The sequence below is a fragment of the Arthrobacter sp. B0427-1-12 genome (assembly GCF_059092905.1).
The window spans coordinates 58,737-82,732 of the sequence record NZ_JBNHIC010000008.1 but is presented as its reverse complement, the minus strand read 5'-3'; the positions used below and the strand labels follow the sequence as shown (position 1 = coordinate 82,732).

Annotated in this window: 23 protein-coding genes and 1 pseudogene; 15 read left to right on the top strand and 9 right to left on the bottom strand. The window is 68.7% G+C overall.

The features are described from left to right. The first annotated feature begins 28 nt into the window (after nt 1–28). The 3 genes from speB (at nt 29) to AC5RWU_RS07840 (ending at nt 3,626) form a co-directional block, all read left to right on the top strand. Nucleotides 29–1,048 (top strand): agmatinase, encoded by a 1,020-nt coding sequence (gene speB, locus AC5RWU_RS07850; RefSeq protein ID WP_494031726.1) that lies wholly within the window; start codon nt 29–31, stop codon nt 1,046–1,048. After that, nucleotides 1,045–2,748, top strand: coding sequence for a thiamine pyrophosphate-binding protein (locus tag AC5RWU_RS07845; protein WP_494031725.1), 1,704 nt, complete (start codon nt 1,045–1,047; stop codon nt 2,746–2,748). Before speB ends, AC5RWU_RS07845 begins: the two co-directional genes overlap by 4 nt. A gap of 536 nt (nt 2,749–3,284) precedes the next feature. Next, nucleotides 3,285–3,626, top strand: coding sequence for a hypothetical protein (locus AC5RWU_RS07840; protein ID WP_494031724.1), 342 nt, complete (start codon nt 3,285–3,287; stop codon nt 3,624–3,626). A gap of 17 nt (nt 3,627–3,643) precedes the next feature. Here the strand turns inward: AC5RWU_RS07840 and AC5RWU_RS07835 are convergent, their stop codons facing one another. From AC5RWU_RS07835 to AC5RWU_RS07820, 4 genes and pseudogenes are all read right to left on the bottom strand, one after another. After that, complete coding sequence (locus AC5RWU_RS07835; RefSeq protein WP_494031723.1) at nt 3,644–4,687, bottom strand: glycosyltransferase family 4 protein; 1,044 nt, start codon at nt 4,685–4,687, stop codon at nt 3,644–3,646. A gap of 21 nt (nt 4,688–4,708) precedes the next feature. Further along, nucleotides 4,709–6,865 carry an amylo-alpha-1,6-glucosidase gene (locus tag AC5RWU_RS07830; protein WP_494031722.1) on the bottom strand — a complete coding sequence of 719 codons (2,157 nt, stop codon included), beginning with the start codon at nt 6,863–6,865 and terminating at the stop codon, nt 4,709–4,711. 41 nt (nt 6,866–6,906) lie between these two features. Then, nucleotides 6,907–7,104, bottom strand: coding sequence for an Rv3202a family protein (locus AC5RWU_RS07825; protein WP_494031721.1), 198 nt, complete (start codon nt 7,102–7,104; stop codon nt 6,907–6,909). A 39-nt stretch (nt 7,105–7,143) separates the two neighbouring features. Then, nucleotides 7,144–7,611, bottom strand: a pseudogene (locus tag AC5RWU_RS07820) (very short patch repair endonuclease). Between the two features lie 97 nt (nt 7,612–7,708). On the opposite strand from AC5RWU_RS07820, the gene AC5RWU_RS07815 reads away from it, so the two are divergent. Continuing rightward, on the top strand, nt 7,709–8,086 hold the full coding sequence (locus AC5RWU_RS07815; protein WP_494031720.1) for a DUF1622 domain-containing protein: 378 nt from the start codon (nt 7,709–7,711) through the stop codon (nt 8,084–8,086). A gap of 19 nt (nt 8,087–8,105) precedes the next feature. Here AC5RWU_RS07815 and AC5RWU_RS07810 read toward each other — a convergent pair whose 3' ends face one another. Then, complete coding sequence (locus AC5RWU_RS07810) at nt 8,106–9,662, bottom strand: hypothetical protein (RefSeq protein WP_494031719.1); 1,557 nt, start codon at nt 9,660–9,662, stop codon at nt 8,106–8,108. A 146-nt stretch (nt 9,663–9,808) separates the two neighbouring features. On the opposite strand from AC5RWU_RS07810, the gene AC5RWU_RS07805 reads away from it, so the two are divergent. The 3 genes from AC5RWU_RS07805 to AC5RWU_RS07795 all read left to right on the top strand — a co-directional run bounded on the left by AC5RWU_RS07805 (nt 9,809) and on the right by AC5RWU_RS07795 (nt 11,548). Further along, a complete protein-coding gene (locus tag AC5RWU_RS07805) occupies nt 9,809–10,552 on the top strand; it encodes an MBL fold metallo-hydrolase (RefSeq protein WP_494031718.1) in 744 nt (247 codons plus the stop codon). Nucleotides 10,553–10,559: 7 nt separating this feature from the next. Then, the gene (locus AC5RWU_RS07800) at nt 10,560–11,285 is read left to right on the top strand and encodes a DUF72 domain-containing protein (RefSeq protein WP_494031717.1); all 726 of its coding nucleotides are present in this window, start codon (nt 10,560–10,562) and stop codon (nt 11,283–11,285) included. Between the two features lie 86 nt (nt 11,286–11,371). Next, the gene (locus tag AC5RWU_RS07795) at nt 11,372–11,548 is read left to right on the top strand and encodes a hypothetical protein (protein WP_494031716.1); all 177 of its coding nucleotides are present in this window, start codon (nt 11,372–11,374) and stop codon (nt 11,546–11,548) included. A gap of 3 nt (nt 11,549–11,551) precedes the next feature. On the opposite strand, the gene AC5RWU_RS07790 is transcribed toward AC5RWU_RS07795, so the two are convergent. Together AC5RWU_RS07790 and AC5RWU_RS07785 are read right to left on the bottom strand one after the other, a co-directional pair. Then, a complete protein-coding gene (locus AC5RWU_RS07790; protein WP_494031715.1) occupies nt 11,552–12,253 on the bottom strand; it encodes an SOS response-associated peptidase in 702 nt (233 codons plus the stop codon). A gap of 31 nt (nt 12,254–12,284) precedes the next feature. Beyond that, a complete protein-coding gene (locus AC5RWU_RS07785; RefSeq protein ID WP_494031714.1) occupies nt 12,285–14,000 on the bottom strand; it encodes a RecQ family ATP-dependent DNA helicase in 1,716 nt (571 codons plus the stop codon). Nucleotides 14,001–14,123: 123 nt separating this feature from the next. Between AC5RWU_RS07785 and AC5RWU_RS07780 the strand changes: the two genes are divergently transcribed. The 8 genes from AC5RWU_RS07780 to AC5RWU_RS07745 all read left to right on the top strand — a co-directional run bounded on the left by AC5RWU_RS07780 (nt 14,124) and on the right by AC5RWU_RS07745 (nt 23,510). Continuing rightward, nucleotides 14,124–14,393 carry a hypothetical protein gene (locus AC5RWU_RS07780; protein ID WP_494031713.1) on the top strand — a complete coding sequence of 90 codons (270 nt, stop codon included), beginning with the start codon at nt 14,124–14,126 and terminating at the stop codon, nt 14,391–14,393. Nucleotides 14,394–14,619: 226 nt separating this feature from the next. Then, nucleotides 14,620–15,894 (top strand): glycosyltransferase family protein, encoded by a 1,275-nt coding sequence (locus AC5RWU_RS07775; RefSeq protein WP_494031712.1) that lies wholly within the window; start codon nt 14,620–14,622, stop codon nt 15,892–15,894. Nucleotides 15,895–15,924: 30 nt separating this feature from the next. Further along, on the top strand, nt 15,925–17,262 hold the full coding sequence (locus AC5RWU_RS07770; protein WP_494031711.1) for a glycosyltransferase family 4 protein: 1,338 nt from the start codon (nt 15,925–15,927) through the stop codon (nt 17,260–17,262). Beyond that, nucleotides 17,262–18,467: a glycosyltransferase family 4 protein gene (locus tag AC5RWU_RS07765; RefSeq protein ID WP_494031710.1), complete on the top strand. Its 1,206-nt coding sequence runs from the start codon at nt 17,262–17,264 to the stop codon at nt 18,465–18,467. The genes AC5RWU_RS07770 and AC5RWU_RS07765 overlap by 1 nt, the downstream gene beginning before the upstream one ends. Next, complete coding sequence (locus tag AC5RWU_RS07760; RefSeq protein WP_494031709.1) at nt 18,464–20,305, top strand: ABC transporter ATP-binding protein; 1,842 nt, start codon at nt 18,464–18,466, stop codon at nt 20,303–20,305. Before AC5RWU_RS07765 ends, AC5RWU_RS07760 begins: the two co-directional genes overlap by 4 nt. Further along, nucleotides 20,302–21,612, top strand: a complete 1,311-nt coding sequence (locus AC5RWU_RS07755; protein WP_494031708.1) for a phosphotransferase — start codon at nt 20,302–20,304, stop codon at nt 21,610–21,612. Before AC5RWU_RS07760 ends, AC5RWU_RS07755 begins: the two co-directional genes overlap by 4 nt. A 74-nt stretch (nt 21,613–21,686) precedes the next feature. After that, the gene (locus AC5RWU_RS07750; RefSeq protein ID WP_494031707.1) at nt 21,687–22,739 is read left to right on the top strand and encodes a phosphotransferase family protein; all 1,053 of its coding nucleotides are present in this window, start codon (nt 21,687–21,689) and stop codon (nt 22,737–22,739) included. Nucleotides 22,740–22,760: 21 nt separating this feature from the next. Next, nucleotides 22,761–23,510: a hypothetical protein gene (locus AC5RWU_RS07745; protein WP_494031706.1), complete on the top strand. Its 750-nt coding sequence runs from the start codon at nt 22,761–22,763 to the stop codon at nt 23,508–23,510. Here the strand turns inward: AC5RWU_RS07745 and AC5RWU_RS07740 are convergent. Together AC5RWU_RS07740 and AC5RWU_RS07735 are read right to left on the bottom strand one after the other, a co-directional pair. Further along, a complete protein-coding gene (locus AC5RWU_RS07740; protein WP_494031705.1) occupies nt 23,494–23,670 on the bottom strand; it encodes a hypothetical protein in 177 nt (58 codons plus the stop codon). The two genes, AC5RWU_RS07745 and AC5RWU_RS07740, sit on opposite strands and share 17 nt — an antisense overlap. Before the next feature lie 23 nt (nt 23,671–23,693). Next, complete coding sequence (locus tag AC5RWU_RS07735) at nt 23,694–23,900, bottom strand: helix-turn-helix domain-containing protein (protein ID WP_494031704.1); 207 nt, start codon at nt 23,898–23,900, stop codon at nt 23,694–23,696. Nucleotides 23,901–23,996 lie beyond the last annotated feature (96 nt).

The following is a 23,996-nucleotide window of genomic DNA, read 5'->3' as shown; positions in this document are numbered from 1 at the left end:
TGTTGGACAACTATTCCGAGGGAATTCCATGGAAGAACTCCGCATTGAAGCCAACGGCAATCTCGGTCCCATCGATTCATCGCGGATTCCGCGCTTTGCCGGTCCCTCCACCTTCGCCCGGATCCCTCGGCTGGACCAGGTACGCAAGGCGGAGATCGCCGTCGTCGGAGTCCCGTTCGATTCCGGGGTTTCCTACCGTCCGGGTGCGCGGTTCGGGGCTAACCATGTGCGCGAGGCCTCGCGCCTGCTGCGCCCCTACAACCCGGCCCTGGATGTTTCCCCGTTCGAGAACGTACAGGTGGCGGACGCGGGGGATATGGCCGTGAACCCGTTCGAGATCCACGAGGCGATCGTGTCGATCCAGCAGCATGCGCTGGACCTGACGGACGACGGCGGCAGGCTGGTGACGCTGGGCGGCGACCACACGATCGCGCTGCCGCTGCTGCGCGCTGCGGCCCAGCGGCACGGACCCGTGGCGCTGCTGCATTTCGATGCGCACCTGGACACCTGGGACACCTATTTCGGGGCCGAATACACGCACGGCACGCCGTTCCGCCGCGCTGTGGAGGAAGGGATCCTGGACACCGAGGCGCTGTCCCATGTGGGGACCCGGGGGCCGCTGTACGGCAAGAAGGACCTGGAGGACGACCGCCGCTTCGGCTTCGGCATCCTGACCTCCGCCGATGTCTTCCGGCAGGGCGTGGACGAGGTCATCGCCCGGCTCCGCGACCGGATCGGGGACCGGCCGCTCTATGTGTCCGTGGACATCGACGTGCTGGACCCGGCGCACGCCCCCGGCACCGGAACACCGGAGGCCGGCGGCATGACCAGCCGGGAACTGCTGGAGATCCTGCGCGGACTGCGCGGCCTGAATCTGGTGGGGGCCGACGTCGTTGAGGTCGCCCCGGCGTACGACCATGCGGAGATCACCGGGGTTGCGGCCTCGCACGTGGCCTACGATCTGGTGACGCTCATGGCGGACCGGGCTGTGGCTGAAGGGCTTTCCGCTCCGCTGGCACGCCGCGCAACCACCGGGGGCCACGCGTGAGCCGCAACGGCGGAGACCTCGTCGTTGAAACCCTGGCCGCGCTGGGTGCCCGGACAGTGTTCGGGATCCCGGGCCAGCACGCGCTGGGCCTGTTCGACGCCCTCTCCCGCTCCGACCTGCGGTTCGTCTCCGCGCGCGTGGAGAACAACGCCGCCTTCGCCGCGGACGGCTACTCCCGGGCCACGGGCGAGGTCGGCGTGCTGTTCCTGTCCACCGGGCCGGGCGCGCTGACGGCCCTGGCCGGCCTGCAGGAGGCGTACGCCACCGGGGTGCCCATAATCGTGGTGGCCAGCCAGATTCCGCTGGAAGGACTCGGGGCGCGGCGCAAGGGGATGCTGCACCAGCTCGACGACCAGAAGGCCTCCGCGGCGAACGTGACCAAGAGCCAGCGGCTCATCCAGCATGCCTCCGGCATTCCCTCCGCCATCATGGACGCCTGGACGGAGGCAGTCTCCTCGCCGCAGGGTCCGGTCTGGATCGAGATTCCGCAAAATGTGCTGCTGGACCCGGTAGTGGTGCCGCCGGTGGAGGATGCGCTGGCAGAACCCTTCGACAACCCGCCGCGCACTGAGCTGGTCAAGGAGGCAGTGCGCTGGCTGTCTGCCGCGGAGCGTCCGGCGATCGTGGCGGGCGGAGGAACCCGCCGCGGCCGGGGGGAAGAAAAGCTGCTGTCCCTGGCCGAGAAGCTGCGGGCCCCGGTGGTCATGACGCCGGGCGGCAAGGGGTCCTTCCCCTGGAACCACGAGCTGTCGCTGCAGTCCTGGGTCGAGGACCGCTACGTCACCGAGGTCCTGGAGGACGCAGACGTGCTGCTGGTGGTCGGCTCCTCCCTGGGTGAGGTGACGAGCAACTATTTCACGCTGGAGCCCCGTGGCCGGATCATCCAGATCGACGCCGAACCCCGGGTCCTGGAGTCCAATCGCCCCGCGCTGGGCATCCGGGCCGACGCAGGCCAGGCGCTCGCGGTCTTGGATGAGGCGCTGGACGCGGCGCTGGGTGCCGCGCTCACGGACGCGGAGGTGCCGGCCGGAGGGGCTGCGGGCTGGCACGGCCGGACCCCGGAAATCCTGGTCAAGGAAACCCTGGCCAAGGTGCAGGCCCGGCTGGACAGCCAGGACCTGGCCCTGGAGCGGAAATTCATGGCGGACATCCGGGACGCGGTGCCGGACGACATGCAGACCTTCTGGGACATGACCATCGCGGCCTACTGGGCCTGGTCGTGCTGGGATGCAAAGTCCGGGCAGTTCCACTCCGCGCAGGGCGCGGGCGGCCTCGGGTTCGGCTTCCCCGGCGCCATTGGAGGAGCGGTCGGCCTGGCGACAGTGGGCAGCCCGGGGCCGGGCAGCCGGTCCGGCGGACGCGTCCTGGCCGTTTCCGGCGACGGTTCGGCGATGTACTCGATCGCCGAGCTGGCCACGGCCCGGCAGCACAACGTCCCGGTCACCTGGTTGATTATCGACGACGGCGGCTACGGGATCCTGCGCGAATACATGGTCGGCGCCTTCGGCAAGGCCACCGCAACCGAACTGGCCCGGCCGGACTTCGTGGCGCTCGCTGAATCCTTCGGGGTGCCGGCGCTGCGGGTTGGGCCGGAGGGAGTGCGGGAGGCGCTGGAGGCTTCCTTCGCCGCGGACGGTCCCAACGTCGTCGTTGTTGAAACGCTCCTGAGGATGTTCGCGCCCACGCACCTCGCCCCGTGACCCGCGGCGAGGACAGGACCCGCCGGATCTCCACGCCAGGTGTCCTTAGCTGGGGGCCTGTCAGCTTAGGACGGCGTGGAGATCCGGGTTTCTCCTGGCGCTTTCGCGCCGTGGCTGGCCGCGGGCTCCAGTTTTCAGCCAGCCGGAGATCCTAGGTCGCCGTGATCGGGATTTCCCGGGTGGCGATGTTTTCGTCCGTGGTCCAGTGGTGCGTCGGATGAACAGGTCCACAGTCATGCGTTATCCCCTGTTCTCGTTTTCCTGGCCCACGTCCCGATACTCGCCGGTGCCGCTTGGGAAATCCTTTGGCCGTGTCTGCCGGAGGTGCCTGCCAAGTTATGTAATGTGCGGCGGAGCGGGGGTACGCATTCGGTATAGTTCCTTGTGTTGGGGGACACATGGGCCACTGGCTGTGCCAGTGCGGGTGCCTGGTTCAGGGGGAATCGGGGGATCAGCCGCGGGCGGCAGCTGCGGCCGCACCGCCCCCGGCGCAACACGATCCGCCGGCTCTGCTGGCTCTTCCATGGGGGAACTAAATGTCTCAGGTTTACCAGCCCAAACCGCTTGAAGTGCATCCACAGCCCATCACCGGCCGCCGGCCGCCGCATCCGCGTCAACACCGGCAGCGACGCAATGTCCTCGGCATCGCGTCGCTGGTGACCGGTATCGTGTCCGTCATTCTGTCGTTGATTCCGGTGGTCGGTTCCGCGGCCTCGCTGTTCGGGCCCCTGGCCATCGTCTTGGCCCTCATGGGCGGCAACCGGCGGCGGGCCGGGAAGAAAACGGCGACGGCCGGATTGGTCCTGGGAGCAGCCAGCCTGGTCATATCCATCATCGTGACCGTATTCGGCGGCCACTCCGTTCCCAGGGCGGGCTGAGCCGGAGGCGCGCCGCGCTACCTGGCTGAGCTGGCCGCCGGTACCGGATCCGCGAGCAGTTCCGTGAACAATTCCGTGTAGTTGCGGGCCATCGCCTCCGCGCTGAAACGGGTTTCGACGGCGGACCGGCAGCTGCGCCGGTCCAGCTCTGCCGCGTGCGGCAGGCACGCGGCCAACTCCTCAATGGTCGGTGCCAGGAAACCCGTGGCCCCGGGGTCGATAATCTCCGGTGCCGCGCCCCGCGGCGTGGCAACGACCGGCGTCCCGGTGGCCAGCGACTCGATCATGACCATGCCGAACGGTTCGTCCCACTGCATCGGGTTGATCAAGGCCGTGGCGCCGCCCAGCAGCGCGGCTTTGCCGGCGGGGTCCAGTTCGCCGTGGAATTCCTCGTCCGGGCCCAGCAGGGGCTCGACGACCGTGCGGAAGTACTCCAGTTCCGCCCGTTCGCTCATCTTGGCCGCGAGCTTCAGCGGCATACCGGCCTGCCGCGCCACCGTGATGGCCTCCACTACGCCCTTGCACGGGGACATCCGGCCGAGGAAGCACACATAGCCGCCGGCTCCGGTGCCCACCGGTACCGCGGCCGCGTCGATACCGTGGTGGATAACGCGGCGGATGTTCACCTGCGGGGCGGTCCCGGCCTGGTTGTGGGAGATGGCCACGAGCGCAACGTCGCGGCTGAAGGTCCGGTAGACCTCAGCCAGGCTTGGCGTGATGGGGGAGTGGATCGTGCTCACCACCGGGATGCTGGGCGGGCGGTGCCGGTAGAGCGGGCCGGCCAGGGTGTGGTCGTGGATGATATCGACGCCGGTCATTGCGGCGTATGCGCGGATGATATGGGGCAGCTCCGACTGGGTTTCCCCCAGGGTTGCCCGGTTCTCCGCCTCGCAGCCGGCGACCTGCTCCACCGGGCAGGTGCTGTTGGCGGCAGCGGCCAGCAGGACGCTGTGCCCGGCCGCAGTGAAAGCGTTTGCCAGCGCGTCGATGACGGCCTCTGTTCCGCCGTAGCCGGTGGGCGGGACGGGAATCCAAGGCGGCGCAATCAATCCAATCCGCATGGGCGTGCTCCTGGTCCGTGGTTATCCGGTCTTGCTGAGCTGTTCAGTGAGGTCGATAAGATCTGCCAGCGGCGGACGGACTTCGCGGTGCCACTCCATCCCCGGTGGAAGCCCCTCGATGGTGGCCTCGGAGCCGGTCACATCGATGCTGATCCGGCCGTTGCCGATAGGACAGTTAGCGATCCGGACCCGGCCCAGGGAATCCGGGAGCACCGGGTCCAGCCACATGCCGTTCAGCGAGACGTGCGGATCGTAACGCAGCAGCGTGCGCAGCAGGTGCACCGGAGTGGTGGCAGCCCAGGCCTGGGGCGAGCAGGACGTGGGGTACGGCACCGGCTCCGGGAACTCGGACCGGTCGAACCCGCAGAACAGCTCCGGCAGGCGGTGTTCGGTGAATTCCGCCGCTTCGATGAGTGCCATGGCCACCCGCTGGGCTTCCTGCACGAAGCCGTACCGCATCAGGCCGGTGACAATGATGGCGTTGTCGTGGGGCCACACCGATCCGTTGTGGTAGCTGGCCGGGTTATAGGCGCCCATATCCGTGGCCAGTGTACGGATGCCCCAACCGCTGAACATTTCCGGGGACATCAGCCGCCGCACCACCAAGGGTACCTTGTCCGCGTCGACGATCCCGTTCCACAGGCAGTGCCCAATGTTGGAGGCGCAGGCGTCCACCGGCCGCTTGTCCCGGTCCAGTGCAATCGCATAGTAGCCGCGGTCCGGCAGCCAGAACTGCTCGTTGAACTGCCGCTTGAGCTGGGCGGCGCGTTCCCGCAGCTCCGCCGCCAAAGCCAGGTCACCGGCGTCGTACGCCATCCAGGCCCGGCTGATATAGGCCCCGTACACGTAACCCTGGACCTCGCAGAGGGCGATGGGCGGCTCGGCCAGCCGGCCGTCGGCGAAATTGATGCCATCCCAGGAATCCTTCCAGCCCTGGTTGATCAGCCCCTGGTCATTGAGCCGCTGGTACTCGACGAAGCCGTCGCCGTCCCGGTCCCCGTAGTCACGGATCCAGTCCAGCGCCCGGTCCGCATGCGGCAGCAGCGCCGCCACGGCCTCTGACGCCAGGCCCCAGCGGCTGACCTCTCCGAGCAGGACCACGAACAGCGGCGTTGCATCGGCGGTGCCGTAGTAGGCGGACTTGCCGCCCAGAGCCAGGCCGGTGCTCAGCCCCAGCCGGACCTCGTGCAGGATCCGCCCCGGTTGCTCCTCCGTCAGCAGGTCCTCGGTTGTGCCCTGCAGGTCCGCCAGCGTCTGCAGGGTATCCAGCGCCAGGGACGGATCCACGGGCAGGGCCATGTAGGAGGACAGCAGCGAGTCCCGGCCGAAGAGGGCCATGAACCAGGGGGCTCCGGCCGCGACGACATTGCGGTCCGGATGGGCCGGATCCTCGATCTGCAGGGCACCGATGTCGTCGTGGCTGCGCTGAATGGTCCGCGCGAAGGACACGTTGTCGATCTGCGGGGCCGGGATCTTCCGGATCCACTCCTGGCGTCGCCGGTCCGCAGCTGAGATCCCCGGCTCCTGGTACTCGAACGGAACGGGCGTCTCCATATCGTCCTGCAGCGGCGAGACCGTCAGCCGGAAATTCCATTCACCGTGCGGCGGTATCACCGTCCGGAAGGACGCCCCCTCGGCGCCGACCGTGGCGCCCGGCGCCTGCAGGAGGACGCCTTTGCGCACGTCATGCCAGGAGCCGAGGATGAGCAGGGAGTCGTCCTGTGCGCTGTAGTTCTGCTCCCAGTGGCGGGTGATCCGTGAGTCCTTCACCTCGAAAAGGTCGGCGAAGTCTGTCTCCAGTGTCATTTCGACGACGCAGACGGCCGGTTCACGGGAGTGGTTCCGGATGGTGACGTCCTCCTGGATGCCCGCTCCCACCTCGCGGCTGCGCTTCACGATCAGCGGACTGTCCGCGTGGCCGGCGGTGGAAGCAGGCCTGCCGATGAACACCGCCCGGAATGGCTCCAGGCTCCGCGCGGCCAAAGGCTCCAGCGTCTGGTCGTTGACCGTCATCCGCCAGCGGGAAAGGATGCGGGTGTCTTCGTAGAACACGCCGTGCGGACGGTCGGAGTACATGTCCCCGGCCCGGCCCGAAATACAGAAGCTTGATCCTTGGACCAGAGTCAGTGCTCCGGCACCGAGTGGTCCGGCTCCCGTGTCAGCATTCCAACCCGCCATGGCTGGCTCCTTTGTGCTGCGTCAGCTGCCGTTACTGCCGGTCAGCCGCGCGGATACTCTTCGTCGAGAGGTACCGTGCGGCTGTGTTCGAGGACATCTGCCTCATTGGCTTCCAGTGGGACTTCTGATGGAAGCCCGTCCTCCAGTTCGGTGTCATCATCCGTGACGGGTTCCTGCTGTTCCTGGAAATCCGGTCCCGGTACCTCGGGATCCTGCGGTTCCGGCAGTGAATCTGTCATGGCTGACCTCCATTGGGGAACTCGTTGATTTCTATGACCCTACCCCTGTGGTCCCGTGGGCGCCAGACCTTGGCCAGGCTTGGCGACCGGTCCCAGAAAGCCGAAGAGTTGCCGCTCCAGCAAAGACACATCCTTCAGCTCGCATTCCCAGACCACCAGCACCGCCCAGCCCAGATCGGCCAGCTTCGCTGCCTGTACCGCGTCCCGCTGCCGGGTCCGGGAGCGCTTGGCCTCTCAGAAATCGGCATTGGCTTTCGGCGCGGTCTGCCCGACCTTGCAGTCATGGAAATGCCAGAAGCAGCCGTTGACGAAGATCACCTTCCGCCGGCCGGCGAACACCAGGTCCGGCTTGCCCGGCAGCTTGGCTCCGGCCGCCATGCCGTGCAGCCGGTACCGGTAGCCGGTGGCGTGCACCAGCCTGCGGACGATCAGCTCCGGCTTGGTGTTCTTGCCGCGGATCCGCGACATGTTCCAACTGCGCTGCTCCCGGCTGACGGTGTCTGCCATGTGTCCAGTTTAGGTACGACGACGGCTGACGGCGGGCGGTGCCGCCGTCACCTGCGTCGCCCTCGCCACATCCTGCCGGCATCCCTACACTCGAGCCATGGATGTCGAATCAGCCATCGGCGTGGTGGGTACCGCCGTTGACGTGGTGGGTGTGGCCGTGATCGTGGTCGGCGCTGCCGCCGCAAGCTTCCTGGCCGTCACGGCGCTGCTGAGCAGGCGCGGCGGGCCGGTCTATGAGACGTACCGGCGGAACCTGGGCCGCTCCATCCTGCTGGGGCTGGAGTTCCTGGTCGCCGCGGACATCATCAAGACCGTTGCGGTCACCCCGACGTTCACTTCGGTCGGGGTGCTGGCGCTGATCGTGCTGATCCGGACGTTCCTGAGCTTTTCCCTGCAGCTGGAGATCACCGGGCGGTGGCCCTGGCAGAAGGGACCCGGGCAGCAGCGGCAGGCCGGCGAGGCGGCGGGGGAGTAGGCGCCTCCTGGGCAGACGCCTACTGGTAGGAGACGAACCAGGGTTTCGGTGCCACGTCATTGTAGGTCTGCGCAGGTGTGAACGTGGGCGTGTCCTCGTCGAGGAAGTTCTTCCAGCCCATCCAGATGTTCGCGGGCAGGTCCGCGCGCAGGGCGTTCCAGGTTTCCATCTTCTGGCCGGGATTTCCATGGCCGTCCGCGTGCACCACCATGGCCAGCTCGCTGCGGCCGGTGTCCACCTGCGGCCGGTTGCCCACCATGGCCAGGCTGAACTGGTGCAGCATGAAGACTTTCTGCGGCAGATTGTTGTCCCGGGTCAGGTCCGCCAGCCAGGTCACCACGCGGTTGACCTCTGCCGCGTCCACCGAGCCGATCTGTTCCATATGCCGCTGGCCCGGCGACAGGCGCCACTCCGGGTCCAGGGCCAGCCCGACGTGCGGCCGCTTGAGCAGTTCCTCATAGCGCTGGGCCTGGGCCAGGAAGTCCGTCGTTCCGGGCTGGAGGTCCAGGACGACGTAGACGCCGGCTGCCTCCGCCGCGTCCACCCAGGGGCGGATGTGCTCAAGGGTGGCTTCGGACGAGTAATCGCCGTCAGGTCCGGCTTCGGAGGAGGCCACGGTGGTGATGATTTCGAACGCCGGGACCACCGGTTCGGAGCTGAACTGCTGGTACTGCTGAGCCTGGTCCTTGGCGCGCTGGATGGCCGCGTCCACGTCCTGCTCGCCGAGTACCCCCAGCGCTCCGCCGCCCGGATGGCCGTACAATGCCACCATCCGGCGCCCGGGAAACACCGTCTGGCCGCCGCCGGGCAGTTCCGGGGCGGTGCGCGCCACCTGGGTGTGCTGGCCCAACGCCTCGGGGGTGCCGAAGCCTTCGCCAAGGGCGATGACGGAGCGTTCCGGCTGCCGCTTCAGCGCGGCGATGGCGGCGGGATCGGCCCGCGGATCGGGCGTTCCCAGGGCCAGGACCTCGGCGCCGGCGGCGCGGGCGGTCGCCGCGGCGGCAGTGTGTGCCGGGTTGGTCCCGGCTGTGAGTACGACGGCGGCGGCCGGGTCCGCGGCCGCGTCGAACGGCGGCAGCTGGTCCGGGGAAGTTTCCGGCACTACCGTGCGGTCTCCGACGACGGGTTCCCAGCCGGTGGCGGTACTCGGGGTGCCGAACACCAGCACGGTGCTGGTCCCGAGCCGGTCCAGCTCCGGTTCCAGCTCTGCAGTCCCGGCTACCAGGAACGGCACACCCAGCTCGACGGCGGCCGCCGCTGCCCGCTCGATGACGGCCGGGTCGGTGGGAGCAGGGTCGGTGGCGGCAGCGCCGCCGTCGTACGCCACCACCGCGACCGGGCTGGAAGTGAACAGGGCAGCGCTGGCGGCGACCGACGTCGTGCCGGCCTCTCCGGTGAGTACGGTGGGCGGAGCACCGCCCTCGGCCAACGTGACGGCGGGCCGGTCCGGGGTGCTGCTCGGGCTGGACGATACTGCTCCGGCGCTCCCGCCGGCATCAGGCTGCGCCGCTGTGCAGCCGGTCAGCGCCATGGCTCCTGCGAGGAGCACTCCTGCCAGTTTTTCCTGCAACCGCATCGGCAATTACCGCCTTGATCGGGGACAAAACTTCAGTCTAACTATGGCACGGGCCCGGTGGCAGGTCAGGGTACTGACCCCTAGACTGCAGATATCGCCCGGCCTGCCCCACGTCCGGGGGCGCCATTTTTCCAGGGAGGCACCAGATGCTCAGCAGGAAAGTCGCGGACGGCGTGTACCGTGTGGAGCGCGCCAATGTAAATCTCTACTTCGTCAATGACGGCGGCCGGATCACCCTGATCGACGCCGGCCTGCCGTCCATGTGGGAATACACCATGGGTGCACTGCGGGAAATCGGCCTGGACCCGAAGAACATCGAGGCGGTCGTCCTCACCCACGCGCATTTCGACCATATCGGTTTCGCCGCCCGGGCCCAGAGCGAGCTGGGCCTGCCTGTCTACGGGCACGACGGCGACGCGTACATTGCCGCCCACCCGTACCGGTACCAGCGGCAGAAGACGCCCTTCCTCTACCCGTTCCGGTATCCGCGGTGCATTCCCATCCTCGTTGGCATGGCCCGGAACGGGGCGCTGAAGGTACACGGCGTGGAGGGGCTGAAGCCGCTGGCCGAGGGGGTGCTGCAGGAGGTGCCGGGTCGGCCGGAGGTCATCCATGCGCCGGGGCATACGGCTGGTTCCTGCGCGCTGTTCCTGCGGGAGCGTGGGGTGCTGATCAGCGGCGACGCGCTGGTCACATTGGATCCCTACACCGGCAAGACGGGCCCCCGGATTGTCGCGGCGGCCGCCACTGCAGATCCGCCACAGGCCCTGGAGTCGCTGGAGCTCCTGGAGTCGACCGGGGCCGAAACGGTGCTGCCCGGACACGGCGAACCGTGGACCAAGGGCATTGCGACGGCGGTGCGCGCCGCCCGGGAGGCCGGCGCCAGATAGTGCACCCATGATCCACATCGGCACCTCCGGCTGGAGCTATGACCATTGGAACGGTGTCCTCTATCCGCCGGGGACCTCGGTAGCCCGGCGGCTGGAGCACTATGTGCGGCACTTCGGCACCGTGGAACTGAATGCCAGCTTTTACCGCTGGCCCAAGACCGCCACGTTCGCCGGCTGGCGGCAGCGGCTGCCCGACGGCTTCCTCATGTCGGTCAAGGCTTCCCGCGGACTTACCCACGCGAAGAAGCTGTACGCTCCGGAGACCTGGACGGAGCGCATGTCCTCCTGCTGGCACGAACTGGGGGACAAGCGCGGGGTGCTGCTGGTGCAGCTGTCCCCGCAGCACGAGCGCGATGACGCCCGGCTGGAGTATTTCCTGGCCCGGCTGCCGCCCTGGATGCGCGTGGCGGTGGAGTTCCGCCATCCCAGCTGGGAGCACGACGGGGTGTATGCGCTGCTGGAGCGCACGGGCGCGGCCTACTGCGTCATGAGCGGGGCCAACCTGCCGTGCAACCTGCGGGCCACCGCGGACTTCGTCTATGTCCGCCTGCACGGGCCCGACTACCGGCACCTGTACGCGGGCTCGTATTCGGACGGCGACCTGGGCTGGTGGGCGGACCGGATCCGGGAATGGGACGCGGCCGGCAAGGACGTGTATGCCTACTTCAACAACGACGGCGAGGGCAACGCCGTACGCAATGCCTGGACGCTGAAGCGGCTGCTGGGGCTGTAGGCAGTAAGCACGCTTACATTCACCGTCCGTCGCTGTTAGCGTGGACAGATAGCGGAACAGGAACGATCCATCCTCAGGAGGATGCCATGACTACCGACGCAGGCAGGCCGCAGGACGCCGCGGAGAAGGACGCCGCGGAGAAGACCGAGCCCGAGGGAACGATCCCCAACACCCAGGACGGGGTGGGAATCGGCGCCGGGGGCGACAACACCTTCGAGCCGGAGGAAGAGCCGGACGAGATCAAAGGCCCGGAGACGGACTAACGGTCAGTCCGCCGGCTCGATCAGGTCCGGCCCGTCATTGCGCACTGAGTTCACCCGGTCGGAGACGACGCGGGGCACCAAGTGCGGCTCCGGGATCGAGTGCAGCAGGGCCTGGACCTCGCCCTTGTCCGTCAGCTGCGGGTCCAGCCAGGCGGTGAACAGGTCCGGCGGGATGACCAGCGGCGTCCGGTCGTGGATGTGGCCCAGGGAGTCCGCGGCGGGGTGCGTGATGATGGTGCACGTGCGCAGCCACTTGTCCGGGTGCCCTTCCGGAAGCGAGGGATTCGGCCAGTACTCGTACAGCGCGGCCAGCGCCAGCAGCCCGGTTCCCTCCGGATGCAGGTACGTGGGGATTTTCCGGTTGGCGGTCTTCTCCCACTCGTAGTAGCCGTCGGCCGGAACCAGCGCGCGGTGCTTGGCGGCGGCCCTGCGGAACGCCGGCTTCTCCAGGATGGTCTCCATGCGCGCGTTGATCATCCGCGCACCGACCTTGGTGTCCTTGGCCCAGGACGGAACCAGGCCCCAGCGCGCCGAGGCCAGTTCCCGCACGGGGCCTTCCTGCCGGCCGCGCTCGAACACGATCGGCACCTCGGTGGTGGGCGCGACGTTCCAGGACGGGTCCAGATGGTCGATCTCGGTGGTGGCGACGTCGAAGGCGCCCACCAGGTCACCGGTACTGCGCGCCATTACGTATCGTCCGCACATGTGAAGCCTCCTCGGGTTCACGCCCCGGCGCCTACCGCCTGGTCAGGATGTCCTTCTTCTCAGCCAGCAGCGCCAGGGACAGCGTCCGGTAGCCTTCCTGCTCGAACAGCACCGTGACCGTGTCCTCCTCCTGGCTCATCACGACGCCGGGTCCCCACTCGCGGTGCATGACGGCGGTCTGCGAGGGAAAGTCCCCGCCGTCGCTCTGGGTGCCGGCGGAGGCTTCAGGGGGCGCTCCGTCCAGTGTGCCGGTGTCGCTTTCCTGGCAGTTGTCGCAGTTGCCGCACGGCTCCTCCAGTTGCTCCCCGAAGTAGCCCAGCAGGAACTGCCGCCGGCAGCCGTCCGACTCCGCGTACTGGCGCGCCATCTCCACGCGGGACTGGTCGATGCGCTGGCGGGCCTCCGCCGTTTCCACCGCCGCCGCAACCACGGCAGCAGGTTCGAGGCCCGCCGCAGCCCGCCAGCCGGCGTCGTCCGCGATGACCGCAGCACCGCCGGAATCCGGGACCTGGACCTGCTCCAGCAGGTTCAGCAGCGTCGTGAGCTTGCGGGCGGACAGGCTGGTGTCCTCGCGCAGCTGTGCCGGAGCCAGCGGTTCCTGGGCCGCTCCGAGAACCTCGACGACGGTGCGCAGCGCATCCTCGTCCGGATGCTTGGCGGCGAAGAAACGGCGCAGCCCCAGGTCCTCGGGCCGGTAATGCAGCACCGCCTGAGCGGGCGCGCCGTCCCGCCCGGCACGGCCGATCTCCTGGTGGTAGCTGTCCAGCGAATCGGGGATGTCCGCGTGCACCACGAAGCGCACATTCGGTTTGTCGATGCCCATGCCGAAGGCGTTCGTCGCGACCACCAAGTCCAGCCCATCTTCGAGGAACTGTTCGTGGATCCGCTGCCGGTCCGCCTTCGTCCGTCCGGCGTGGTAGCCGTCGGCTCGCAGCCCGCGGTCAGCCAGCAGCCCGGCATAGTATTCGGTCTCCTTGCGGGTGCCGACGTACACCAGGCCCGGCGCCTGCCCGTCCCGGCACAGCGCCTCCACCTGTTCCACCACCGCCCGGCGCTTGCCCTCGTCCTCCGGATGGCGGACCACGGCCAGGCCCAGGTTCGGCCGGTCGAACCCCTGCGCGGTCACGTACGGGTCCCGCAGGCCCAGGCGTTCGATGATCTCCGCCTGCACTGGCGTGGCCGCGGTGGCCGTCAAGGCCACGGTCGGCGGACGGTCTCCGCCCGCAATGTCCTCAGCGATCGCCCCCAGCCGCAGATAGTCCGGCCGGAAATCGTGGCCCCAGGAGGAGATGCAGTGCGCTTCATCCACAACCAGCAGCGAGATGTCCAGGCCGCGCAGCCGCTCGGAGACCTCTTGCCGGACCAGCTGCTCCGGGGCCAGGAACAGGAACTTGGCCGCCCCGGATTCCGCGGCTGCCCAGGCTGCGTACTGTTCGGCGGCCGTGGCCGCCGAGTTGAGCGCGAACGCCCGCTCCCCGCCCAGGGCTGCGTTGATATCGTCCACCTGGTCCCGCTGCAGCGCAATGAGCGGGGAAATCACGACGGCGGCACCCGGCAGGGCGAGGGACGGCACCTGGTAGACAGCGGACTTGCCGTACCCGGTGGGCATGACGGCGAGCACGTCGCGGCCCTGTACGGCCGCTTCCATGGCTTCCAGCTGACCCGGCCGGAAGGACTCCCAGTCGAAGGCCGATTCTGCGGTCCGGCGCAGGTCTTCCCGTCCGGGCTGCTTCTGGTGTTGCGGCATGTGTTGCCTTCCTCTGGACTCTTGCGTCAATGGTAAGCACACTGATAACAGTTGATGACAACGCGGGTCTTTTACGGCTGGTCTTTCCGGCTGGCCATTACTGCACGATCGAAGGAGCACAGGATGGGCGACGACAAGCTGCAGGATGCGATCGACAATGCCGTGGCGGACCTTGGCAAGACGCAGGAACCGGGCCACGGGCCCAAGAATCCTGAATCCTCCGGGGAGGAAGCGCCTGTGGGTTCCAGCATCAGCGAAGCCAGCAATGCCGAGGTGCCGGACACGGACGCCGGGCCTGCCGGCGGGCCCGCGTCCGGGCCGGCGGCGGAAGCGGATCAGGAGTCCGGCCCGGACGACCGCGGGCTGACCACCAACACGACGCCGAGCGACTGACGGGGGGCTGAGGTTCCGGCCGGGCTCAGTTGAGGGCCCGGCCGGTTTGCTGTGACCGAACTGCAACTTAACCGTTGAACCATGCAGCCGTGCTCATCGTTTAGTAAGGCACAGCACGCCATGAGAAAACTCTCATCAGTGGCTCATACTCGATTAATACGTTTGCGTCACTATTGATCTCCAAGGACACCATCGCCGCCCCTCAGGCGACGCTCCGGAGGAGAAAATGCATACCTGCCAGCGGGATGGAGACGAGATCCGCGTTGTTCTCTATTCCCACGATTCCCAGGGACTTGGCCACATCCGCCGGAACCTGGCAATAGCCCACGCCCTGGCTGAACGGCTGCCGGGGCTGACCGGCCGCAAGGTCAACGGGATCCTGGTCACGGGCGAAAGCACCGCCACCAGCTACGGGCAGCCCGTCGGATGGGACTGGCTGGTCCTGCCGGGCATCGCCAAGCACGGGGCGGTCTATGCGCCCCGCTACCTGGATATGGAGATGCGGCAGCTGATCGGCCTGCGCGCCGGCGTCATCGAAGCAACTCTCGTGGGGTTCCAGCCGGATCTGGTGGTGGTGGACCGCCACGCTTTCGGCGTCGACGGGGAGCTGATGAAATCCCTGGCGGTCATCCGGGCCAGCAGGCCCGAGTGCCGGATTGTGCTGGGCCTGCGGGAAGTGCTGGACAGCCCCGACGTTGCCCGCCGCGAGTGGGAGAGCCTGGGCAGCATGGGCTACGTGCGGCAGATCTTCGACGAGCTGTGGGTCTACGGGGACCCAGGGGTGCACGATCCGGTCAGCTCCGGTGAAATTCCGCCGCAGCTGAAGGACAGAGTCCGGTTCACCGGCTATCTGTCGCTGGGCCGGCCGTGCCCGCAGCCGACGACGCCGATTCAAATGCCGTACCTGCTGACCACTGTGGGAGGCGGTGCGGACGGCTTTGCCCTCACCCTGGCTGCAGCCAGGGCCAAGGTGCCCCAGGGCTATCACCATCTGGTGATCACCGGGCCGCAGATGCCGGAGGCCCAGCAGGCCAGCGTCAAGGAAGCCGCCCGCAAACGGACGCGCGTGGTGACGTCCATTCCTGACGCGCTGGCCCGGATCAAGGCGGCGAGCGCCATCGTGACGATGGGCGGCTACAACTCCATCTGTGAAGTCATGAGCACGAACGTGCCTGCCCTGGTGGTGCCGCGCATCTGGCCCCGGCGCGAACAGCTGATCCGGGCCAAGACCATGGTGGCCCACGACCTCATGGACATGTGCCTGCCGCAGGATCTGAACCGCCATGTGCTGCAGGACTGGTTCCTGGACGTGATCGGCAGCACCTCGGACCGGGGCAGGATCAATCTGTCCGGCCTGGCGGCGGTGCCGATGCTGGCGGCGAATCTGGTGGCCTCCTCCAACAGCGAAGCCCTCCGGAGGCGCCGGGCCGATCCCGGCGGAGCAGAGCCTAGCGGAGTTGAGCCGGAAACACTTCGGCGCCAGGAAAGGGCCGGGGCCTAGCCGGGCGGCCGGGGAAAGACGGGTGTTGCGATGCTGCAGGCAGATTCCGAGGGCTTCCGGATCGGGTACGTCCTGAAGGTCTACCCGCGGTTCTCCGAGACGTTCATTGTCACCGAGATCCTGGCGCGCGAAGCCGCGGGCGAGCAGCTGGAGATCTTCTCCCTGCGTCCGGCTGCGGATCCCAGGTTCCATCCGGAGCTGGCCAGGGTCAAGGCACCGGTGACCTATGTTCCGCGCCCGTTCAAGCTCAGCGAGGGCTGGGAGGTCATGGCGCAGGCCGTCGGCACCGTGCCGGACTTCGCGGCGCGCTATGCCGAACTGCTCCCGGAACTGGCACCGATGGACCCGGACGAGGTCTACCAGGGGGTGGGACTGGCCCGGCTGGCCATCGAGCGCCGGATCGGCCACCTGCACGCGCACTTCGGTTCCGCCGCCGCTCGCACGGCGGAAATCGCTGCCCGGCTGGCCGGGATCACCTACTCCTTCACCATGCACGCGAAGGACATCTTCCACCAAAGCGTCGATTACTCCCGGCTGCGGCAGGCGATGAAGAACGCCGACCATGTGATCACGATCAGCGACTACAACTACCGTTTCCTGCGGAACATGTTCAGCGAGGAAACCCGGAACCTGCATCTGGTGTACAACGGGCTGGAACTGGACCGCTTCCCGTTCCGGCCGCCGGACCCGCCGGACAGTGTGCTGCGCGTCGCCGCGGTCGGCCGCCTGGTGGAGAAGAAAGGTTTCTCCATGCTGATCGATGCGGCCGAGGAACTGGCCAAGCGCGGCACCCGGGTGGAAGTGCGCATCGCCGGCGACGGTGATCTTGCCGAGGACCTGGCCGCCAGGATCGCGGCCGCGCGGCTGGAGGACACGGTCTTCCTGCTGGGTCCGCAGACCCAGCAGGAGGTTTTTGAGCTGCTGCGCTGGGCGGATGTGCTGGCGGCCCCGTGCGTTGTGGGAGCGGACGGCAACGCCGACGGCCTGCCGACGGTCCTGCTCGAAGCCATGGCCATGGGGGTACCGGCGATAGCCAGCGATGTGACGGGTATCCCGGAAGTGGTCCATCCAGGCGATGGGGCGGAGGAGCAGACTGGCGTCCTGGTGCGCACGGGGGTGCTGGCCGATCTGGTGACAGCACTGGAAACGGTCGCCGGCCCGGACTTCGACCGCGGTGCCGTCGCAGCGGCGGCACGCAGGCTGATTGAAACGGACTTCGATTCCCGCCGGCAGGCCGCCCAGCTGCGCGGCCTACTGAGCCGTGTAACCGGACAGGCCGAGCCCGCAGCCCCCGGCAGGGGGTCCGCAGCCTCCGTCACCGCGCCCGCGGCACCGGACGTCCCCTCACCCCTTGCTGAGGCGCTGTGATGCAGGTGGCCTATTTCTGCACAGATCCGGGCATCCCCGCTTTCGGCCGCAAGGGGGCCTCCGTGCACGTGCAGGAAATGATCCGCTGCTGGCGCAAGCGCGGTGCCGCCGTCACGCTTTACTGCACGCGCCGCGGGGAGGACATGCCGCCCGACCTGGCTGACCTGGAGATGGTCTGCCGGCCCGTGCCCCAGGCCCAGGGCGCGCAGCGCGAAGCGGCCCAGGCGTCCGCCACGGCGGAGCTGGCACGCCGGGTGATCGACGACGGCGCCGACGTTGTGTACGAACGCTACTCCCTGTTCAGCACCGGTCTGGCGCAGATCACCGCGGCGCTGCGCATTCCCGGCTTCCTGGAGGTCAACTCGCCCCTGATCGACGAGCAGCGCACCTACCGCGAGCTGCACGATGAGCAATCGGCCCTGCGCGCGCTCGCCGTCCAGGTGGCTGCCGCGGCGAAGACCGTCTGCGTGTCGGAGCCCATCGCCGCGTGGGTGCGCAGGCGGGCCGGCAGCGCTGCGGCGCGGATCGCCGTCGTACCCAACGGCGTGAACGTGGACCGGATCCGGCCGGGCACCGGCGCCCGGGCCGGGGCGCCGGTGGTGGTTTTCGTGGGCACACTGAAGCCGTGGCACGGCGTCGACGTGCTGGTCGAGGCGCTCACGCACGCGCGGGAGGACTGGCGGCTGCTCATCATCGGGGACGGGCCGCAGGCCGATGCCCTGCGCGCGCAGGCCGCACGCCGGGCGGGCGCCGGGCAGGGGCCCGCCATCGAATTCGCCGGTGCCGTGGCGCCGGAGCGGATTCCGGAACTGCTGGCCGGCTGTGCCGCCGCGGCAGCGCCGTATCCGGCCACCCGGGAAGCCGACAGTCAGTACTTTTCTCCGCTGAAGCTCTACGAATACTGCGCGGCTGGCCTGCCCGTGGTCGCCAGCAGGGTGGGCCAGGTGCCGCAGATTATCGACGACGGCGTCACGGGGCTGCTCGTCGAGCCCTCGGATCCGCGCGCCCTGGCGGCAGCCATCGACGACCTGGTCGCCGCCCCCGTTGCCCGTGCCGCGATGGGCGCGGCCGCGCGCCGGATCGCCGTGCGGGACTTCGGCTGGGACCGGGTGCTGGACCGCATTGTGGACGGCGTGCCGCTGGACGCGAGGCTACCTGCCGGAACGGGGAGCCCCGCCGGAACCGGAAGCCCGGTGCCGGCATGAGCAGGAAGACCCGCACCAGTCCGAAGGCGCTGCGTCGTACCCTGGGCATCCTCCGCCCGCACCTGGGCGAGCACAAATGGCTGATGGCCGGCGGGGTGACGGCGCTGTTGCTGGAAGTGCTGTTCCGCGTGCTCGAACCCTGGCCGGTCAAGCTGGCCGTGGACGCGATCACCCGCAGCCTGGGCGCGCAGCTGGCCGGGACCGGACCCGACGCCTCGGTGCCGCTGCTGCTGGCCCTGGCGGGCGCCGCCGTCGTCTTTGCCGCCGGGCGCGCCGTGGCCAACTACTTTGCGACCGTGGCCTTCGCCCTGGCCGGCTCCCGGGTGGCTACCGCACTGCGGGCGCGGGTCTTCCAGCACGTCCTTTCGCTGTCCGACCGGTACCATTCCCGGAACCGGACCGGGGACACGGTCCAGCGCCTGGTGGCGGACATCGGCCGGATCCAGGAGGTGGCGGTCACCGCGGGCCTGCCGCTGCTGGCCAACCTCGTCACGCTGGTGGCCATGGCCGGCGTCATGTTCTGGCTGGATCCGCTGCTGGCGCTGGTGGTGCTGATCGCCATCGCCGCGTTCTGGCTGGTCTCGCGGGGGACCTCGGGCAAGATCACGGCGGCGGCGCGCCTGACCCGCAAGGGCGAGGGCGCACTGGCCAATACTGCGCAGGAGTGCCTCGGCGCCATCCGCGTGGTCCAGGCCTACGGGCTGGAAGGAGTGCTGGCCAGCCGGTTCAGCCGCAGCAACCAGCAGACCCTGCGGGACGGGGTTAAATCCCGGCGGCTGGCCGCCGGGCTGGAACGGCGCACGGACGTGATTGTCGGTCTGGCCACCGCGGCGGTGCTCTTCGGCGGCGGCCTGCGCGTGGTGGACGGAGCCATGACGCCGGGGGACCTGATTATTTTCCTCACCTACCTCAAGACCTCGATGCGCCCGCTGCAGGACCTGGCCAAATACACCGGCCGGATCGCCCGCACTGCGGCGTCGGGGGAGCGGGTGGCGGCCCTGCTGGACGAGGAAGTCGACATCCGGGACGCGGACGATGCGGTCACCCTCCCGCACGTGCGCGGCGAGCTCGCCTTCCGGGATGTCCACGCCGGATACGACGACGGCCGGCTGGTCCTGCGCCACCTGGACCTTCGCATCGGCGCGGGGGAGAAGATCGTCGTCATCGGTCCTTCCGGTTCCGGCAAGTCAACCCTCGCAGCGCTGGTGGTGCGCATGATGGATCCGACCGCCGGCAGCGTCACCTTGGACGGCCATGACCTGCGCCGGCTCACGCTGGCATCGGTCCGGGGCAGCATCAGCCTGCTGCTGCAGGAATCGGTGCTGTTCACCGGCACCATCCGGGAGAACATCCGCTACGGCCGGTTGGACGCCACCGACGAAGAAGTGGAGCGGGCGGCCCGGCTGGCCCAGGCCCACGACTTCATTCTGGCGACCGCCGACGGCTACGAGACGGAGGTCGGGGAACGCGGCGGAACCCTGTCTGGCGGCCAGCGCCAGCGCGTGGCCATCGCGCGGGCCCTGCTGCGCGACGCCCCCGTCGTCGTGCTTGACGAAGCGACGACGGCCCTGGATCCGCAGGCCCGGGCCGACGTCCTGGCCGCCCTGGCCACCCTGACGGCGGGCCGGACCACGATCATGATCACTCATGAGGCGGCCTCCGCGCTGTCCAGCGACCGGGTGGTCTGGCTCGAGGACGGCGAGGTGCTGCTGGCAGGGCCGCCGGCCCAGCTGCTGGCCGACCCGTCCGGGATTTTCGCCGCCTGGGTGGAGCAGCAGCGGGCGGCAGAGGCCGTCCGGGAAGCGCGCGCCGACGCCCGGCATGAGGCCGTCCAATGAGCGCCGTCCTGGATCCGGCACTGCCGGCGCTGGCGGTGGTCCTGGATGCGGAGCGGCTCTCCGCGCTGTTCGGCGAGCCGCTGCGGGCCGACTATCTGCGGTACAAGGCCGGTCATTCGGTGGTGGCCCGCATCCGCTTCGGCGACGGCCACCTCGGCTGGCTGGCAGGCTACCATCCGGACCAGGACGCGAAGACGGCCAAACTCGCTGAACGCGCTGAACGCGGGCAGCGCGCCGGCCAGTCCGCCGGACGCCATCGAGTGCTCCGGACAGTGCCGGTTCCCGGGCCCGACGGCGGCGCCGGGCACAGGCTGGTCCTGGGTCCGCTGTCACAGGACCGCCGGCTGCGCGGGCCGCTGCGGGTCCTTCGGCTCCGCAAGCGGACCGGCGTCAGGGTCCTGAACTACATTCCGCACCGCCGGCTGGTGGTTGCGCTGGAGGCGCCGGATGCCGGCAGGATCGTCGCCAAGATTACCGCCGAACCGTCGCGGGCCGCCGTGCCGCTGCTCGCGGGCCTGCGGGGGGCGGGGGTGCCGGTACTGGAATGGACCCAGCCGGCGTCGCTGCCGGCCAGCGCGCTGATCGCCTACTATCCCTGGTTCGGCACCGGCGACCTGGGGCGGCTGTATCTGGAAACCGCGGACCGGGGGACCGCTGACCGCACCCGGGCTCTGCGCCTGGCCCGACGTGCCGGGCAAGCGCTGGCGAGGCTGCACGCCGTCGGACTCGACGCCGCCTTCCCGCCAGGAAGTGGCGCCGATCCACAGAAGCGGTATCAGCACCGCTTCCCCGGAGCGGAGGCGCTTCCTCAGGGAGGGGATGCTGTGGCCGGGGCCGCGGATAAGCTTCGCACGGTGGTGGAGGAGACCGCCGGCCTGGTCCCTGAGCTCGGCGGACGGCTGGCGGCCGCGGCGGACCGGATCGCCTCCCGCCTCACCGCGCCGGCGGGAGGAGAGGTCTTCCTCCACGGCGATTTTTCCGCCGACCAGGTCCTGGTCCAGGACGACGACATCCGCCTGGCCGACCTGGACCGCTGGGACTGCGGACCGGCAGCGTCGGACCTTGGCTGTTTTGCCGCCGTCGAACTTCTGACGACAGGCACGGGCGCACGGGGCCCGCTGACGGAGGCACTGCTGGACGGCTACGGCATGTCTACTGGCGCAGCAGTTCCCGATGAGGAAAAGTTAGCTATCTGGACATCGTTTCACCTGCTGGCCCGGATTCAGGATCCGTTCCGGGACTGCAGGCCGGACTGGCCTGCCGGCATCGCCGGGCGGCTGGATCAGGTTGAGGCGGTCCTGCGGTGAAGGCCGTGCAGGGAGGAGATAGGTCGCGCCGGTGGTTGGCTGCGGTTGTCCCGGCACCAGAAGACGGGAGCAATATGCAGGTCCGGCGGGCTTGGCCTCGCGCAGGCGGGGGCATCACGTTCGAGGCGGTCGACATCGAAAACCGCGTGCGTGCCGGATCCATCAGCGCTTCCGGAAAGATCACCGTTGCGCCCTTTGCCTGCGACCCGCTGATTCCCGGACTTGCCGAGGTGGTGGCCGGCGGCGAACTGCTCGTCCACCGGTTCAAACGGCGGGCCGTCGTGCGGCTGCGGCCTACGGACGGGGCACCGGAACGCTACATGAAACTGCTGGCCCGGGGAACCACGGAGCACATCGCGGCCGTCTCGGAGTATATGCAGCGCGCGGCTGTGCACGCGGGGTTCGACGCTCCCCAGGTCGAGGATGTTTCGCAGGGGCGCATCGTACTGTCGGCGGTGCCGGGAACCAGCCTCCATGATCTGGGCGAGAGGCTGTCGGCCGCTGCGGCCGGGACCACAGATCCGGCGGAGGCCGCCGGCCAGTGGGACCAGGCCTGGCAGCTCTGGGCGTCCCGCTGGCCGTCGCTGGTCAGCGCTCCGCCGGACGGGGAAGAAGACGGCTCCGACGTTCTGGTTTCCCACGACGGCGCCGCGGAAGCCGCGACCCTCAAACGGTGGGCGGATCATCTGGTGGAACATCACGCCCTGAACTTCCGCAATAACAAAGTGCAGGCGCTGGCCGAGGCGATCAGCGAGGACCTGTCGCAGAGTGCGGGGCTTCCGCTCGGACTCAGCCACCGCGACCTTCACGACAAACAGATTCTGTTCGATCCCGCCACCGCCCGGCTGGGCCTGGTCGATTTCGATACGGCCTCGCTCGCGGAGCCGGCGCTCGACCTGGCCAACCTCGCGGTCCACCTGGAGTTTCGGGTGGCTCAGGGGATTCTGCAGCCGGCGCTTGCACGCTCAGCAAACAGCGCTGTCGCGGAAGCCGTGGAGGCGCTCAACGTGCGGGCGGACCGGTTTGATGCCTACCGGCGCTCCACCCGGCTGCGGCTTGCCTGCGTCTACGCGTTCCGGCCCGCCTGGCGCCCGCTGGCCCAGGAATGGCTCGACGGGCTCCTGTGAACGGTGGTGGATACTGGTTCCATGGCTACCGGCGCACGGATCTGGGCTGGCTTCGCCGCGGCATTCTGGGCTGTCGGCTTCTTCGGGATCTATGACTTGGCGCTTGTGGTCGGTCCTGCCGAGGAAGTCGTGGACCTGGTCGGGCTGGAGGCCAGCTGGGGCGTGCTCTTCACCCTGATCATCGGCGGCGCCTTCCTGGCCATCGCCGCTTCGCCGGCCAGTCCCTGGCCGGCGCTGGTGCTGCTGTTCATGGTCTCGGCCGCGCTACTGCTGGCCGCCGCCTACTCGTACGACGCCGGTCCACTGGTTCTGGCGCTGATCCTCACCCCGATGACGCTGGTGCTTTTCGGGCTGTCGCGCGGGCAGTGGCCGCCGCTTCCGCGGCAGCAGCGGCCGCCGTCGTTGTCCTTGCTGGTGCTGGCCTGCGCATCCGCGCTGTTGTGGTGGTCCTATGCAACCGAGGCCATGGCGGCGGCGCAGATTCCCGAGATCAGGGACGATGTCGTTTGGGGGATCAGCCACTGGCCGGTCCAGGGCGCCCTGGGGCTGGTCATGGTTTTCGCCGTTCTGGTCATGGCCTTCTGGCCTGCGAGCCGGCCGCTGTTCGGCGGCAGCTGCGGCCTGAGCTCCATGGTGCTCGGCGGTGCGTGGCTTGCCTATCCTGACTCGGTGGGCGCCGTGGACAGCGCGCCGCTGGCCTGGTGCGCTGTGCTGTGGGGCCTGGCCGTCATGATCGTGGGCATCAGGACCCGCGTCAGTCCGGCCACCTGATGGACCTGTAGTCGTAGTAGATGTAGTGGTCCGACGGTCCGCCGATGACTTCGAGCCCGACGTCCTTGCCGTGGATCACCCGGACAACGCCTTCTCTGCGGCCGTTGAACGGGTCGTCGCCAATGACGAATTCGCCGGCTCTGAACGGATTCCTGGTCATGGTTCCCCCTGCGGGCTTCTGTATCAGCGCTTCTCGTGATGGACAACGGCGTTGTGCAGATACTCTTCGACGGCCGGTTCGCTGACACGGAAGGAATGTCCCAGCCGCACCGCCGGTATCTCCCCGGAATGCACCAGCCGGTACACGGTCATCTTGGACACGTTCAGGCGGGCAGCAACTTCCTGGACGGTAAGGAAATCGCCGTGCAGCGCTGTCTGGTCGTCTGTCATGATGTCGTTCCCCAACTTCCTGTGGCCTGCCCATGGCACGGTAACCCCATGATGCAGCGACGCCGGGACGGGCGGTCTTGGTGTCCGGCGTCATGT